Raw genomic sequence first — 14,754 nt, forward strand, 5'->3', positions numbered from 1 at the left:
CCGGCGACGTGCACGGCGGGTCGGTCGCCCGGCGCCGGGTGCTGGTGCCGTTCGGTACCCGGCCCGAGGTCATCAAACTCGCCCCGGTCGTCGACGCGCTGCGCACGGCCGGGCACCGGGTCACCGCGGTCGACACCGGCCAGCATCAGGACGCGGCGATGAGCGGCGACGTCCAGCGCAGCCTGGGACTCGAACCCGACGTGCGGCTGGCCCGGCCGGACGGCCTCGGCGGACTCGTGACAGCGGCCCTCGGCGTGGTCGCGGCACACCCGTCAGACCTGGTCATGGCACTCGGCGACACGCACACCGTGCCCGCCTGGGCGCTGGCCGCCCGCAACGCCGGGATCCCGTTCGCCCATCTGGAGGCGGGGCTGCGCAGCTTCAACCCGCGCAGCGCCGAGGAGGTCAACCGGCGGGTGGCGGCGGCCACCGCCCAGCTCCACTTCGCACCGACGGAACGGGCCGCCTCGTTCCTGCGCGACGAAGGCGTACCCGGCGAGCGGATCTTCGTGGTCGGCAACCCCGTCGTCGACACCCTCCGGATCCGGGGCGTGTCACCCGTACCCCCGGAGGCCCGTCGTGGGGTCCTGGTGACCGCCCACCGTGCGTCGAACGTCGACGCCGCCGACCGTCTCGCCCGCCTGGTCGACGTGGTCGGCCGGCTCGCCGCGATCGGGCCGGTCCGCTTCCCGGTCCACCCACGCACCCGCGCCCGCCTGATCGAATTCGGTCTCGCTGATCGCCTGGCCGCCCTGCCCGGCGTGACCTGCGAAGACCCGCTGCCCTACGACGACCTGCTGACCGCCCTGGCCCACGCCCGCGTCGTGGTGACCGATTCCGGCGGGCTCCAGGAGGAGGCCGCCTACCTGGGCGTCCCGGTCGTGGTGCTGCGCCGCTCGACCCCACGCTGGGAGGGCGTCGAAGCTGGGACCGCCATCCTCACCGGCCTGACCAGCGATGCCGAGACCGACCGGGCGGTGGCCGCCGCCCATTTCCTGGCCACGCCATCCGAGCTCGCCCGGGTCGCCACGCTGCCCTGCCCCTACGGAGACGGTCGGACCGGCTCCCGGGTAGCCGCCATCCTGACCGATCCTGCCCTCGACGAACTCTTGACTCTCGACGAGCCTGACTACACCGACGGCACCCTGCCCTGGACGAACCCGCTCGTCGCCGCCGCATGAACACCGACCGCACGGAGATCGACCGCATGGACCTGATCGAGAAGCCGCCGCTGGCTGTCGTCATCGACCTCGACGACACCCTGTTCCCGCAGTGCAGCTACCTCTACGGCGCATCCCGGGCGGTCGGCCGGGCCGGTGCCGGGGCCGGACTCGACCAGGTCCGGCTGAGCCGCGCGGTCCGCCGCCAGCTGGTGGCCGGTTCCGATCGGGGCGGCACGATCGACCGTGCGCTGGCGGCCTACGGCATCGCCCCCGATCCGGCCGCCGACCTGATCCCGGTGCTGGTGGCGGCGTTCACCACCTACCGGCCGCGCCGGCTGCCGTGCTATCCGGGCGCGGTGGAGGCGCTGATCGCGATCAGTTCCCGCTTCCCGGTGGCATGCCTGACCGACGGCAACCCGGACATCCAGCGGGCCAAACTGGCCGCGACCGGTCTCACCGAGGCCTTCACCACGATCGTCATCACCGACGAACTAGGCGGCCGCACGCTGCGCAAACCCCACCCCGAGGGCCTGCGCCAGGCCGCCGAGACGCTCGGCGTCCACCCGTCCGACCTGGTGATGATCGGCGACCGCCCGGCCAAGGACATGGCGGTCGCCGCGGCCCTGGGCGCCCGCTCCATCCGAGTCCGAACCGGCGAGTACGCCGACGCCCCCGACGACCCGGCCCCGACAGCACACGCCCCCGACCTCCCCGCAGCCGCCGCCCTCCTCGGCCTCTGATCAGTCCCGGACATCGGTCGTTCATTGTGGGGTGCTGGGGCGCGTCGGCCGTACCTCATCGGGTTGTAGATCCAGGAAGGTCGCGGCCAGCGAGTGCGCCGGCGACAGTGAGGCGGCCTCCAGATCGCGGAAGAGGCCCTGCGCCCGCGCCGCGGGCCAGTCGGCCGGCAGGTGTTCGACCGGCAGGCGTGGGTCGCGGCGGATCGCGTCGAGCCATTCGGCGATCAGGCTCAGGCGTGCCGCGAGCGGGTCGCGGAACGGTGACGTGCCCTCCCAGCGGCCGAGAAAACCCTGGTAGCGGAGGGCGAGCGCGTCCAGATCGTAGGCGTCGCGCACCATCGCGCCGATGTCCGTGAGTTCGGCGGCCCGGGCGTGGAAGACACGGGCGTGGGCCGACAGTCCGAGCCCGGTGACTATCGACTGGGCCGGCCGGGTGCCAGGCGCGATCCACAGCCCGCCCTGTAGTGGCCCGAACCCGGACCATGCCAGCTGGGACCGCAGATCGTGCCGCTGGCGCTGCCATGACTCGGGCAGGGAGAAGCAGAGCAGGGTCCACGTCCCGTCCCAGTCGTCGTTGACGGCACCGGTCTCCCAGATGCGGGACCGTCCGTCGTGGAGGATTGCCGCGGTCCGGTCGGTGAGCCCGAAATACATCTTCCGGCCGTGCCGCTGCCGGCGCAGCAGGCCCCGGTTGACCATGCGGGACAGCGTGGACCGGGTGGCGTGGGAGGAGACGCCGAGCCGTCCGAGCACGTCGATGGCGCTGCCGGAGAACACGCACACGCCCCGGTCCAGGACGAAGTCGCCGAGGAGCATGAGCATCAGGGTCTGCGGGGGGACAAGAGGCGGCATGCGCTAGATGTTAGGCACTTTCTTGACGGCCGTCGAAGACAGAGCCTAACTTCGATGAACCTCACCGAGGAGGTTCCTCATGCGCAGACTCGGGCCGCTCCTCCTGGCCCTCGCCCTCGTCCTGACCGCCTGCGGCAACGAGACAGCCGACGGTGACGACCCGATCCGGGTCGGCCAGATCGTCTCGCTCACCGGCAACTACTCACCGCTCGGCACCGAGAACCAGAAGTCCGTGGCCCTGGCCGTGGAGAAGATCAACGCCGCCGGAGGCATCGGGGGCCGGCGGATCGAACTGTCCGTCCGCGACGACAAGAGCCTGCCCGACCAGGCGGTTCTGGCGTTCAACGAGCTGAAGGACGACTCCGACGCCATCATCGGGTCGCCGTTCAGCAACTCGGCGCTCGCCACGATCCCGCTCGTGGACCGGGAGGAGATCCCGTACGTCTCCCTCACCCCGGCCGACGAGCAGGTCAACCCCGTCCACCCGTATGTCTTCGTCGTCCCCGCGCTCGCCGGCACCTACGCCGAGGCCGCCCTGCAGTACTTCCAGAGCACGAAGATCACCAGAGTCGCCCTGGCCTACGACACCAAGAGCAGCTACGCCGTCGCCGGGGCCAAGGGCTTGCAGGCCAAGGCCGCACAGTACGGCGTGACGGTGAACCCGATCGAGGAGTTCCAGACCACCGCCACCGAGTTCGGCGCCGTCCTCACCCACGTCCGCTCCTCGGACGCGCAGGCCCTGATGGTCTGGGCCACCGGGGCACCGGCGGTCGCGCTCACCAAGCAGTACGCCGCCTCCGGCCTCACCGTCCCACTGGTCCTGACCGGCGCCCAGGCCAGCAAGCTGTTCCTGGAGCCGGCAGGCCCGGCCGCCGAGGGCGCGGTCATCGCGAGCTCGGTCGGCGTCATCGGCGAGTACCTCCCGGCCGGTGAGCTGAAAACCGCCGTCGATGAGTTGACCAGCGCGTTCACCGCGAAATACGGCTACCCGCCACCGCAGTTCGCGCAGGACGGCTACAGCGGTGTCAAACTCCTGGCCGCCGCGATCTCCAAGGCCGGCGGCACCGACCGGGCGAAGGTCCGCGACGCGCTCGAAGGCCTCACCCTGACCACCCCGAACGGCACCTACACCTACTCCGCGACCGACCACTCCGGCCTGACCACCGACTTCATCGCGATCACCACGGTCGAGGGCGGGAAGTTCACACCCACCGACTTCACCAAGGGCCGGCTGAAGTGACCGTCGAACTGGCCGTCGACACCGTCTCCCGCGCGTTCGGCGGCGTCTACGCCGTCCGCGACGTGAGCCTGACGGTGCCCCGGGGCGAGCTGCGCGCCGTGATCGGACCCAACGGCGCCGGCAAGTCCACACTGTTCGCCCTGATCGGCGGCCAGCTCGCGGTCGACGGCGGCACGGTGGCACTCGACGGCATCCGCGTCGAGCGCCTCCCCGCCCACCGGCGGGGGATCGGCGTCGTCTTCCAGTCGGCCCGCATCTTCCACGGCATGACCGCCGCCGAGAACGTCATGGTCGGCGCACACGCCGTCACCCGCGCCGGGTTCCTCGCCGCCGCCCTGCGCCTGCCACGCCACCACCGCGACGAACGCCGCATCCGCGAACGTGCCCTGACCTGCCTGGACCGCACCGGCATCGCCGACTGGGCCGACCGGCCCGCCGAGGAACTCCCACTCGGCCAGCAACGATCCCTCCAACTGGCCCGCGCCCTCTGCGGCGACCCCCGCCTGCTCCTGCTCGACGAACCGGCCTCCGGCCTCCGCGCCGCCGAACGCGAACACCTCGCCACCCTGATCACCGGCCTCCGCGCCGAAGGCCTCACGATCCTGCTGGTCGAGCACGACGTCGCCTTCGTCATGCGCCTCGCCGACCGGATCACCGTCCTCGACCTCGGCCGCGTCATCGCCGACGGCACCCCGGCCGAGGTGAGGGCAAACCCCGAGGTCAAAACCGCATATTTGGGGGTACGGCCGGACGACCTCGCCGAACACGCAAAAGGCGTCGTCGAATGACCGGTGCTGTCGACATCGGCAACCTGACCGTCCGGTATGCGGGCGCCACCGCCCTCGACGACGTCAGCCTGTCCGTCGCCGAGAACGAGATGACCGCCCTGATCGGCGCCAACGGTGCCGGCAAGTCGACACTGGTCAAAGCCCTCGCCGGCCTGATCCGCCCCGACCAGGGGACGATCACCGTGCGGGGCCGGCTCGCGCACGTGCCGGAGGGCCGCGAGATGTTCCCGGACATGACCGTCGACGACAACCTGCGCCTCGGCGGCTGGCGCACCCGCAACCGGAACACGGCACCCGTCTACGACCTGCTCCCCGACCTGGCCGCCATCCGCTCCCGCAGGGCCGGCAGCCTCTCCGGCGGCCAGCAGCAGATGGTCGCGATCGGCCGGGCCCTGATGGCCGACCCGGACGTGCTGGTCATCGACGAACTGAGCCTCGGCCTGGCCCCGATGATCGTCACCGCCCTGGTCGACCACTTACGCACCCTGCACGCCACCCGGGAACTGGCCGTTCTCCTGATCGAGCAGAACGCCCGGCTCGCCCTCGACCTGTGCCACCACGCCTACGTCCTGGAGTCCGGCCGGATCGCCCTGCACGGTCCCGCCGCCGCCCTGGCCCGGGACCCCCGGGTGACCGCCGCCTACCTGGGCGGCCACGTGACGGTGAACCCGTGAGCGACCTCATCGGATACCTGCTGACCGGCCTCGGCATCGGATCGGGTTTCGCGCTCGTCGCCAGCGGGCTAGTCGCCATCTACCGGGTGACCCGGGTCGTCAACTTCGCGCAGGGCGGGTTCGCGGTCCTCGCCGCCCTGCTCACGTCCACCCTGCTCGGCGCGGGACTCCCGCACGGCGTGGCCGAGCTCGGTGGCGTGGCCCTCGGCGCGCTCGCCGGACTGATCGTCGGCGTGGTGGCGATCGGCCGCCCCGGCACCAGCCCCGGAACCTCGCTGATCGTCACTCTCGGGCTGGGCGTTCTGGCGTACGCCATCGAGGTCTTGATCTGGGGCGACCAGCCCCGCTCCTTCCCGGGCGTGCCCGGGGTGGCCGAGGTCGGAGACGCCCGCATTCCCGCCCACTACCTGCTGATCATCGCCGTGACCGGCCCCGTCTTCGCGCTGATGGCCTGGTTCTTCGCCCGCACCGACCTGGGCCGGGCCCTGACCGCGTGCGCCTCCAACCGGTACGCCGCCCGGGTCGTCGGCATCGACGTCCGCCGGATGGGCCTGCTCGCGTTCGCCATCGGCGGCGCCCTCGGCGGGCTGGCCGGCGTCCTCACCACCCCGGTCCAGCAGGTCACGTTCGACAGCGACGTCACCCTGATCGTCAACGGCTTCGCCGCGGCCGTCCTCGGCGGCCTCACCCGCCCGATGATCGCCCTGGCCGGTGGCCTGCTGCTCGGTGTCACCCAGACGGTCGTCGCGGGTTACGGCGGCGGCGCCTACCAGATGGAGGTCGCCCTGGTGCTGATGCTCACCGTCATGATCATCCAGGCGGCCCGCACCGGCCCGGTCCCGGACGTGGCCCGATGAACCGCTACCGCTGGCTGCTCCTCGGGGTCGCGGCCGGCACGCTGGCCCTGCCACCGCTCCTGCCGGAACGCCATCTCGCGACGTTCGTGCTGCTCCTGCTGGCGGCCACGGTCACCGTCGGCGTCTCTCTCCTGATGGGGTACGCGGGACAGGTCTCCCTCGGACAGGCGTCCTTCTACGCGATCGGCGCGTACGCGGCGGCACTGCCCGCGGTCCACGGCGTGCCACCGCTGCTCGGACTGGCCCTGGCACCGCTGGCCGCGGCCGTCGCGGCGGTGCTCCTCGGCGCCCCGCTGCTGCGGCTGCGCGGTCACCATCTCGCGTTCGCGACACTGGCCGTCCAGCTGATCCTGCTGTCGTTGCTGGCACAGGCCGACTGGGCGGGCGGCGCCATCGGGCTCCAGGGCATTCCACGGCTCACGATCCTCGGCGTCGAGTTCCGCGATCTCGGTTACGCGTACGCCGCCTGGCTCGTCCTGGCCCTCGCCCTGCTGATCGCGCGCAACGTCGTCGACTCCCGCCCCGGCCGCGCCCTCCGAGCCGCCGCGACCAGCGAGACAGCGGCCGCGGCCAGCGGCGTCGCGGTCGGCCGGCACCGCCTGGCCGTCTTCACCCTGTCCGCCGCGATGGCCGGCCTGGCCGGTGGCGTGTACGCCTTCTACCTGGGCTATCTGTCCCCGGGTTCGTTCCCGGTGCTGCTGTCCATCGAGTTCGTGGTGATGGCCGTGGTCGGCGGCCTGGGCACGATCGCGGGCCCGGTCGTCGGCGCCACCGTGATCATCCTGCTGGTCCAGCTCCTGAACACCCTCGGCACACAGCCCGGGATGCCGGACTACGCCCCGAGCGTCCTCTCCTACGCCGTCTACGCCCTGCTCCTGATCATCTGCGTCCTGTACCTGCCCCGAGGCCTCGTCCCCGCCCTCCGCTCCCGCACACCACCCCACCCCCGCTGAACCCTGCCCGCCCCACCCGCGCCGCCGCCCCACCCGCGCCGCCGCCCCACCCGCGCCGCCGCCCCACCCGCGCCGCCGCCCCACCCGCGCCGCCGTCCCGCAGCGCCGCCGTCCCGCCGCCCTGCCCGCTCCGCTGTCCTGCCGTCCCGCGTGCGCTGGCGTGCCCGGCTCGCGATCCGCCGGAGAGTTCCGGTCCGGACGCAGCCAGGAGGCCATGCCTCATCACTTCGCGCGGCAACCGCCAGCGTCGCTGCCAGCCCGGCCGATCTTGACCGCTTGACCACCGGAGGCGGTGGCAAATCGGTCAAGATTCGAGCGGTCGGGGTCAATGCGCGGACCTTCCTGTCCGCGCTTTCCGGGCCGTCGTTTTCGGCCCGCGTTCCTTACGCGCCGCCACTTCTCGGGCCCGCGTTCCTTCTGGGCCGCCGCTTCTCAGGTTCCCGGTCCTTTCGGACCGGCGCTTCTTCGCGCCCTTTTCTTTCCGGCCGCCACTCCTTCCGGCCTCCACTCCTTGCCGCCGCAGCGGCGATGGGAGCACACAGAACGAGAGCGTGCGACCTGAACATCGCGATGGCGACGATGAACGAGCACGATGAGCCGATCGTGGACGCTCGTCCTCGTCATAACGGCGACAAAAGTCCACGATCGACGAACCTGTGCGCTCATCCACGCTCCCGCGAGGAGCAGCCGACCCACGTTGCGCCGACCACCGCGACGGCAACAGGGCGGCGGGGTGACCGTGCCTGCCGGCCCTGACGCCGAAAGATCTCCAGCACACCTCGCCCCGCCGGCTTCGAGCTCTGCCGACGTCGAGGCCACGGCGGCCGCGTCCCGGGGTCAGCCCTCCAGAACCTGGCGGAGCATGGCGGCGAACGGGCCGGGATCGCCGTGCTGGCCGTACTCGCCGCCCAGGAACCCCGCGTGGTTGCTGGGAAAGACGACGGGCGAGAGGCCCAGCCGCTCAGCGACACCCCGTCCGCTGCGATGGGCCAGCTCATCCTCCGACTCAGCCCCGACCGCGACGACGATCCGGGTGGGTGCGGCCCGCAGCGCGTCGAAGTCGGGCTCGTAGAGGCAGCAGGTCACCAGGTTCTGCCCGAGCAGTGGGTCGTTGCGGGAGCCGTCGTCCTCCCCGGGCAGGCCGAACGACGCCGGGTCCGGACCGGGTTCATCGGCGAAACCGGACGGGACCGGCCCTTTCAACGAGACGATCTGGATGAACTTGACCATCGCCGGCCCGAGACCGGACCGCTCGTACAGACTGCGGATGCCGTGCACCGCGGCCTCGGCCTCCTTGTGGTCGGGCGTGAACCGGACCGCCGGCGGCTCGTGGGCGACGAGCGTCCGGACCAGCCCGGGGTGGGCCGCGACCAGGGCGAGCGAGTTGACCGCTCCGCCGCTGCTGGCGAACAGATCGACCGGTCCACCGACCGCTTCGATGACCTGGCGTATATCGTCGGCGTGCTGCTCGGGAGTGCTCTCGAGGGCCGGGTCGGTGCGCTCGCTGCGCCCCGTACCCCGTGGGTCGTAGGTGATCACCGCCCGGTCGCCGAAGTGGCCGGCCAGGGTGACGAAGCCCCTCGCATCCATCGGCGAGCCGATCAGCATCAGGGGCGGCTCGCCGGACGGCGTCGACGGCTGGCGCACGTCATAGGTGATGACGGCGCCGGAAGCGTCCAGGGCGTGGGTCGCGGTCATGCTGCGACCCTAACCCGGGGCGCGGGGCCCGGCGGGCCCCGCGCGGTTTCAGCTCTCCGCCGGGCGGGTCGCCGGCCAGGTCAGAACATCATCGGGGATCGAGGTACGCCGCAGCGCGCGCCCGTTCCGGCCCGGGATGGCCCGGCCGTGCGCGACCACGAGCCGCGCCACCTCGATCGCCCCGTGCGCCTGGAAGTGCGTGTTGTCCTGCACCCCGTCCGGATAGTTGGGGGACTCCCCGGCGTCCAGCCACAGGAACTCGTCCTTGGTAGCCTCCGGCCCGAGCGCACCCCACCGCTCGAACGACAGCGCGGTCAGGTCGACCAGCGGCGTCCGGGTCTCCTCGGCGAGGGCCCGCATCGAGTCCGGGTACTCGCCGTGCGACAGATAGGGCGTGCCGTCCGCGGTGAACCGTCGCCGCTCGACCGGCGTGACGAGGACCGGCCGCGCCTTGGCGGCACGAGCCCCGTCCAGGTAGAGCCGCAGATAGTCCTGGAAGGTGGTCCACGGCAGGGTCCCGCGGGCCGGGTCGGTGGTCTTCTCGTCGTTGTGGCCGAAGGAAACGAGTAGCACGTCTCCGGGCCGGATCGCGGCGAGGATCCGGTCGAGGCGGCCCAGGTCGGCGAAGCTCTTGGAGCTCGCTCCGGACAGCGCTTCGTTGACCACCCGGACGTGGCGGTGGAGGAAGACATGGAGGGCCTGCCCCCAGCCGGCCCGGGGATGGTCGGCGACCGCGTAGGTGGCGGCGGTCGAGTCCCCGGCGACGAAGACGGTGGGCCGGGGCCCGGCCAGGGCGGGGTCGGCGAGGGTGAGTGCGCCCGCGATCGTGCCGCCGACACCCGCGCGGAGCAACGTTCTCCGTTGAATCTGCATGACGACACATTGAATCAAGCAACATCGATGCAGGCAAGCGCTTTCCTGCTGGTGAAACCCGATCAATCGGATGTCGATGGAGAGTGTGCACGATGGAGTCCGGGTCATGTCGTACCCGCGTTGTAAGTTACGGTCGCCGGTACCGAGCAGAGGAGTGGTTATCGTGACGACATCCGTGGACCGGGTGCAGCCCACCGAGGCCGCGGCGCCGTTCACCGCCCGCGAGCGCTGGGTGCTGCTGATCGCGAGTGCCTGGCTCGTCATCGGGTTGCAGCTCGATGCCTATGCCCACGCCACCACGCCCGAGCTGGAGACCTTCTGGACCCCGTGGCACGGCGTGCTCTACTCCGGTATCGCCGCCTCCGGGTTCACCCTGCTCTGGATCATGCGGTCCCGGCTGCCCGGCATCCCCACCTATCGCTCGGTGCTCGCCCTGCCCAACGCCCTGCGCCTCCCGCTGGCGGGCATGGCGTTCCTGCTGGTCGGCGGCGGCGTCGACACGCTGTGGCACAACATCTGGGGCATCGAGCGCGACATGGAGATCTTCGTCAGTCCCAGCCACGAGTTCATCATCCTCGGCATGGCCCTGGTCGCCATGGGCCCGACGTTGATGCTGGCCGCCGACCCGGGCGACCGTCTCACCGTCGGCGGCGGCTTCCTGGTCGGCATCTCCACCCTGTTCGCGGTCCTGCCGGTGCACATCTACTCTCTGCACGCCTCGGCGATCGGTTTCCGCCACCTGGGCAGCGGCCGAGAGCCGGTCCCGATCTTCTCGCCCGACGCGCAGCTGGTCCACGGCTACGTCTTCAGCACGATCCTGCTGCTCCTGCCGTTCATCGTGATCGGCCGCCGATGGCCCCTGCCACTGGGCCTGCCGTCCACCCTGGTCGCGATCATCGCCGTGCTGATGCACCTGATGTTCGACTCCCAGGACGAGTGGTGGCCGGCCTTGACGCTGGCCGCGGCCGCCTTCGCCATCGAAGCGTTGTGGCGCCTGCTCACCCCGCTGCTGACGATTCCAAGCAACGGTCGCTGGCTCCTGTTCGGCCTGCTCACACCCCCGTTCGCCTGGGGCGCGGTCCTGATGGTCGGCAAGATCCAGGAGGGCAGCACAGGCTTCAACATCCACATGGTGACAGGCTTGCTGACCTTGACCGCCATGACCGGCGCCGCCACGGTGCTGGTCGCCCGCAGCGTCCAGCACCTCCCCAGGTGACCAACCCGTCCTCGCCCCCTTTCGCCGTGCCGACCACCCTGACTCCGTCAGCACCTGCCCAGGTGACCGGCCCTTTAGCGAACGCTCTCGCCGTGCCGACCTCCCCGACTTCATCACCATCACCAACCGCGGCGATTCCGGCGGGCCCGCTGTTCCCGGCCGCCGCGATGGTCTCTCCGGCCGTCTCGTTTCCGGCGGGCTCGGTGTTTCCGACGGCCGCGGTCGGCCATGCGGGTTCGAAGGTTCCGGCGGTTTCGGTGGTCTCACTGGCTGATCCCGCGGACCGCGGTGATCTCACGGACCGCGGTGATCTCATGGACCGCGGTGATCTCACGGACCGCGGTGATCTCACGGACTGCGGTGATCCCACCGACCACGGCGATTCCGGCGTGCCCGATGATTCCCGCCGTCGCGATGGGCCCAGCAATTTCAGCCGCTCCGCTGGCCGTCGCGGGTCCGGCGGCCGGAGTGGCCCCGGTGGTTTGGGCGGCCGGAGTGGCCGCGGTGCTTCAGGCAGCGGTAGTGTGCCCGGCGGTTTCGGTAGTTGCGGCGGCGACGGTGGCGCGGGCAGCGGAGGCGGTTTCGGTGAATCCGGTGGCCGTGCCGGCTCTGATGGCGTCGGTGGTTTCGTTGACTTCGATGAGATCGGCGCTCCGGTGATCTCGGCGGCCGTTTCCCGCTGGGCCGTGCGGCTTGTGTCGGCGTTGCTCACGATAGCCGCGACGCTCGCCGTCACCGGCGGCCCGGCGGCGGCGCACGCGGGCGGGCTGACGGCCACCGACGCGCGGGGGCGGGTCGTCTCGGTGACACCCGCGGTTCCCGGACTGGAGATCACCGCGATCGAGTCCGGCGCACGGTTGCGGCTGCGCAACGGCACTCCCGACCCGGTGACGATCAAACCCGGCGGCGGTACGGCCACCCCCTCCACGATCCCCCCAGGCGCCGAGTTGACCTGGATCGACGAACGCTCCACCCCGGACGGCCGGTCGGTGGCCGCGGGCGAGACGGTCGAGTGGACCGTTCCCCTGGATATGGGCGGGACCGAGGTGGTCGTGACCGGAGTCCTGGTCGGCGAGCAGAGCCCGACGGCCGCAATCTGGTGGCTGGCCTCCGTCCTGACCGGCGCGACGATCATCCTGCTGGCCCGCCGCACCCGCCGGGCAGACCGCCTGCTGGCCACCGCCGGAACCCTCGCCGCCACCGCCTCGATCATCCACGTGACCGGTTCCACCCTGGCCGTCGAGTCGGCCCCGCCGGCCGGCACGTTCCTGAACGCGGCCGGCATCAACCTCCTCGCCTGGCCCTTGATCATCGGCGGTGCGGTGACCACGTTCCGGGGCCGGGCGGCAGGTGTCCTGGCCGTGTGTGGGGGAGCGGCCCTGACCGCGGTCTTCGTCCTGCCCGACGTCACATCGTTCCACCGGGCGGTCCTCCCGTTCGAGGGGCCGGCCGCACTCGAACGCATCCTGGTAGTCCTGGCCCTCGGCCTGGGCATCGGAGTAGCGGTGGCCGGCGCCGGAGTCCTCCGAGACCTGGCACAGAAGGCCACTCCCGACACACCCACAACCGCCGACACACCCACAACCACCGACACCCCCGCGGCTGACCCCGCCACCAGCGCCGACGCCCGATCCGCCGGGGAACCCAGCAACACCGTCGCCCACACCCAGCCACCCGTCGCCCGCACGCTTCCCTGTGCCGAGCCGCCTGTCGCCCGCGCGGTGCCCGGCGCCGAGCCAGTCGCGGACCGCGTGGTCATCCACGCGGAGAAGCCCGCAGCCCTCAGCGAGGATCCAACCTCCGATCGCGCCGAGCCCGACTCCGGCGGCAGGAACAGCGACGGTGGCAGGAACACCAACGGCGGCGCGAACGGCGGCGGTGGCGGGAACACCGACGCTGACGGCGACGGTGGCGGCGGGAACACCGACGGCGGCGGCGACGGTGGCGGCGGGAACACCGACGGCGGCGGGAACGGTGACGGCGACGGTGGCGGGAACGGCGGCGGCGGAAACGGCTGCGGGACCACCAAAGGTGGCGGGAACGGCGGCGGTGGCGGGAACGGTGACGGCGACGGTGGCGGGAACGGCGGCGGCGGAAATGGCTGCGGGACCACCAAAGGTGGCAGGAACGGCGGCTGTGGCGGGAACACCGACGGTGGCGGTGGGGGAAACGGCGGCGGGAACACCAAAGGTGGCGGCGATGGGGGAGTGGCTGTGATGGAGCAGCCACCCACGGCGGATCGGGCGTGACCGGCCGGAGAGCGACGAGCGGCTCACGGCGTACCACATCGGGTTGGGAAGAAGGAAGACCGTGACCGGACCGCTGGCGCCCCTCGCGCATGGGGTGGGCAGCGCCGAAGGGCTGCCGCTGCCGCTCGACCTGGTGTTGCAGGCCGGCGCCGCGACCGTGGTGATGTCGTTTTTGATCGCCGCATTCTGGTGGCGAACACCGCGACTGAAACCGTCCGAACCGCGCCGTCCCGGTATGGCCAGATGGCTGCGATACCCGGTTCTGCTGCTCGTTCTCTATGTCACCGGCCTGGCGCTAGCCGGACCGCGCGACGGGAACCCGGCAGCTCACGCGCTGTTCGTCTGGCTGTGGGTGGGACTGATTCCGATCAGTGTGATCTTCGGTCCGGTGTGGCGGGCGGTCAATCCGCTGCGGACGATCTTCACTCTGCTGGGGTTGCCGCCGCGTGGGCTGCGCCCGCTTCCTGCCGACCGAAAGGGATCATCCTGGCCTGCGGCAGCCTTCCTGCTGGCGTTCGTCTGGTTCGAACTGCTGGCGCCGCACCGCGGCGATCCGGTCGCGGTCGGCCTCTGGATCCTGGCGTACGGCCTGGCCCAGATGATCCTCGCGCTCCTGCGTGGCGAGGAGTGGTTCGCCCGCGGGGATTGTTTCGAGGTCTACTCCGACCTGGCCGGCCGCCTGAGCCCGCTGCGCCACCGGCCGCCGCTCTCCGGCCTGGCCGTCACCGAGACGCCGTCCGCGCCTTCGCCTGTGCCTCCGCCCGCGCCTTCGCTCGCATCTCCGAAGAGCAAAAGCCCAGCCACGACTCCGAAGGGCAAAAGCCCAGCCACGACTCCGAAGAGCAAAGGCCCAGCCACGACCTCGATCCGGCCACCACTCCCAGCGGCGGGCATCACGGGTTTCATCGCCGTCTGGTGGGGCTCGACCGTCTTCGACAGCGCTGCGGCTTCCCCACTCTGGACTCGCACAGCCGGGGGCGCCCCCGTACTGCTCGGAACAGCGGCCCTGGCCCTCCTCTGCACCCTGATCTTCCTGGCCGTCCGCCGAACAGCGGGCCACGACGACCTCTCCCTGGTCCCGATCGCGGTCGGCTACACCCTGGCCCACTACCTGTCCCTGCTGATCATCGAGGCCCCACAGGGATTCCTGCTGCTCATCGGCGCCCCGACCACCGCCTGGACCCCGGACCTCGCACCCACCGCGATCACCACCGCCCAGATAGCCCTGATCCTGATCGGACACGCACTGGGCGTGATAGTCGCGCACGATCGTTCACTGGCGGCGACACCGCAGCGGCCCACCCTGGCGGTCCTGGCCGACGAGCTCCCGATGGTCCTCTTCATGATCGCCTGCACGTGGACGGGCTTGTTCCTGCTCTTCGTCCGCTAGGCAGGCACCACCGACTGACTTCTCATTGACAATCATCTTGAGAAGATTCCTTTGCATAGAT

Annotated in this window: 13 protein-coding genes; 10 read left to right on the forward strand and 3 right to left on the reverse strand. The window is 71.3% G+C overall.

Annotated elements, in window-relative coordinates:
• Positions 1-1,181, forward strand: a 1,181-nt coding sequence (wecB, locus tag ACFO0C_RS29485; RefSeq protein WP_378069982.1) for a non-hydrolyzing UDP-N-acetylglucosamine 2-epimerase, incomplete at its 5' end; no start/stop codon positions are given.
• Positions 1,178-1,903 (forward strand): HAD family hydrolase, encoded by a 726-nt coding sequence (locus tag ACFO0C_RS29490; protein ID WP_378069983.1) that lies wholly within the window; start codon positions 1,178-1,180, stop codon positions 1,901-1,903. The genes wecB and ACFO0C_RS29490, both read left to right, overlap by 4 nt.
• A 21-nt stretch (positions 1,904-1,924) precedes the next feature.
• On the opposite strand, the gene ACFO0C_RS29495 is transcribed toward ACFO0C_RS29490, so the two are convergent.
• Positions 1,925-2,755, reverse strand: coding sequence for a PaaX family transcriptional regulator (locus ACFO0C_RS29495; protein WP_378069984.1), 831 nt, complete (start codon positions 2,753-2,755; stop codon positions 1,925-1,927).
• A 79-nt stretch (positions 2,756-2,834) separates the two neighbouring features.
• Here ACFO0C_RS29495 and ACFO0C_RS29500 point away from each other — a divergent pair, with 79 nt between their 5' ends.
• From ACFO0C_RS29500 to ACFO0C_RS29520, 5 genes are read left to right on the forward strand one after another with little or no spacing between them, the layout of a single operon-like run.
• The gene (locus ACFO0C_RS29500; RefSeq protein ID WP_378069985.1) at positions 2,835-3,995 is read left to right on the forward strand and encodes an ABC transporter substrate-binding protein; all 1,161 of its coding nucleotides are present in this window, start codon (positions 2,835-2,837) and stop codon (positions 3,993-3,995) included.
• Positions 3,992-4,783, forward strand: coding sequence for an ABC transporter ATP-binding protein (locus ACFO0C_RS29505; protein WP_378069986.1), 792 nt, complete (start codon positions 3,992-3,994; stop codon positions 4,781-4,783). The genes ACFO0C_RS29500 and ACFO0C_RS29505 overlap by 4 nt, the downstream gene beginning before the upstream one ends.
• Positions 4,780-5,457, forward strand: coding sequence for an ABC transporter ATP-binding protein (locus tag ACFO0C_RS29510; protein WP_378069987.1), 678 nt, complete (start codon positions 4,780-4,782; stop codon positions 5,455-5,457). The genes ACFO0C_RS29505 and ACFO0C_RS29510 overlap by 4 nt, the downstream gene beginning before the upstream one ends.
• Positions 5,454-6,314 (forward strand): branched-chain amino acid ABC transporter permease, encoded by an 861-nt coding sequence (locus ACFO0C_RS29515; RefSeq protein WP_378069988.1) that lies wholly within the window; start codon positions 5,454-5,456, stop codon positions 6,312-6,314. The genes ACFO0C_RS29510 and ACFO0C_RS29515 overlap by 4 nt, the downstream gene beginning before the upstream one ends.
• Positions 6,311-7,267, forward strand: coding sequence for a branched-chain amino acid ABC transporter permease (locus ACFO0C_RS29520; protein WP_378069989.1), 957 nt, complete (start codon positions 6,311-6,313; stop codon positions 7,265-7,267). The genes ACFO0C_RS29515 and ACFO0C_RS29520 overlap by 4 nt, the downstream gene beginning before the upstream one ends.
• 837 nt (positions 7,268-8,104) lie before the next feature.
• On the opposite strand, the gene ACFO0C_RS29525 is transcribed toward ACFO0C_RS29520, so the two are convergent.
• Both ACFO0C_RS29525 and ACFO0C_RS29530 read right to left on the reverse strand, forming a co-directional pair.
• The gene (locus ACFO0C_RS29525) at positions 8,105-8,965 is read right to left on the reverse strand and encodes an alpha/beta fold hydrolase (protein WP_378069990.1); all 861 of its coding nucleotides are present in this window, start codon (positions 8,963-8,965) and stop codon (positions 8,105-8,107) included.
• A gap of 48 nt (positions 8,966-9,013) precedes the next feature.
• Positions 9,014-9,838 carry a rhamnogalacturonan acetylesterase gene (locus ACFO0C_RS29530; RefSeq protein ID WP_378069991.1) on the reverse strand — a complete coding sequence of 275 codons (825 nt, stop codon included), beginning with the start codon at positions 9,836-9,838 and terminating at the stop codon, positions 9,014-9,016.
• Positions 9,839-10,001: 163 nt separating this feature from the next.
• On the opposite strand from ACFO0C_RS29530, the gene ACFO0C_RS29535 reads away from it, so the two are divergent.
• The 3 genes from ACFO0C_RS29535 to ACFO0C_RS29545 all read left to right on the forward strand — a co-directional run bounded on the left by ACFO0C_RS29535 (position 10,002) and on the right by ACFO0C_RS29545 (position 14,693).
• A complete protein-coding gene (locus ACFO0C_RS29535; RefSeq protein ID WP_378069992.1) occupies positions 10,002-11,054 on the forward strand; it encodes a hypothetical protein in 1,053 nt (350 codons plus the stop codon).
• A gap of 704 nt (positions 11,055-11,758) precedes the next feature.
• Entirely contained in the window at positions 11,759-13,303 is a 1,545-nt protein-coding gene (locus ACFO0C_RS29540) for a hypothetical protein (protein ID WP_378069993.1), read from the forward strand.
• Between the two features lie 61 nt (positions 13,304-13,364).
• Positions 13,365-14,693, forward strand: a complete 1,329-nt coding sequence (locus ACFO0C_RS29545) for a hypothetical protein (RefSeq protein WP_378069994.1) — start codon at positions 13,365-13,367, stop codon at positions 14,691-14,693.
• Positions 14,694-14,754 lie beyond the last annotated feature (61 nt).

The sequence above is a fragment of the Actinoplanes subglobosus genome, assembly GCF_042650585.1.
Taxonomy (GTDB): Bacteria; Actinomycetota; Actinomycetes; order Mycobacteriales; family Micromonosporaceae; genus Actinoplanes; species Actinoplanes subglobosus.

Bases quoted from the DNA above. Each gene is read 5' to 3' on its own strand.
- ACFO0C_RS29490 (WP_378069983.1), top strand. From the start codon at position 1,178: ATGAACACCGACCGCACGGAGATCGACCGCATGGACCTGATCGAGAAG.
- ACFO0C_RS29495 (WP_378069984.1), bottom strand. From the start codon at position 2,755: ATGCCGCCTCTTGTCCCCCCGCAGACCCTGATGCTCATGCTCCTCGGC.
- ACFO0C_RS29500 (WP_378069985.1), top strand. From the start codon at position 2,835: ATGCGCAGACTCGGGCCGCTCCTCCTGGCCCTCGCCCTCGTCCTGACC.
- ACFO0C_RS29510 (WP_378069987.1), top strand. From the start codon at position 4,780: ATGACCGGTGCTGTCGACATCGGCAACCTGACCGTCCGGTATGCGGGC.
- ACFO0C_RS29520 (WP_378069989.1), top strand. From the start codon at position 6,311: ATGAACCGCTACCGCTGGCTGCTCCTCGGGGTCGCGGCCGGCACGCTG.
- ACFO0C_RS29525 (WP_378069990.1), bottom strand. From the start codon at position 8,965: ATGACCGCGACCCACGCCCTGGACGCTTCCGGCGCCGTCATCACCTAT.
- ACFO0C_RS29530 (WP_378069991.1), bottom strand. From the start codon at position 9,838: ATGCAGATTCAACGGAGAACGTTGCTCCGCGCGGGTGTCGGCGGCACG.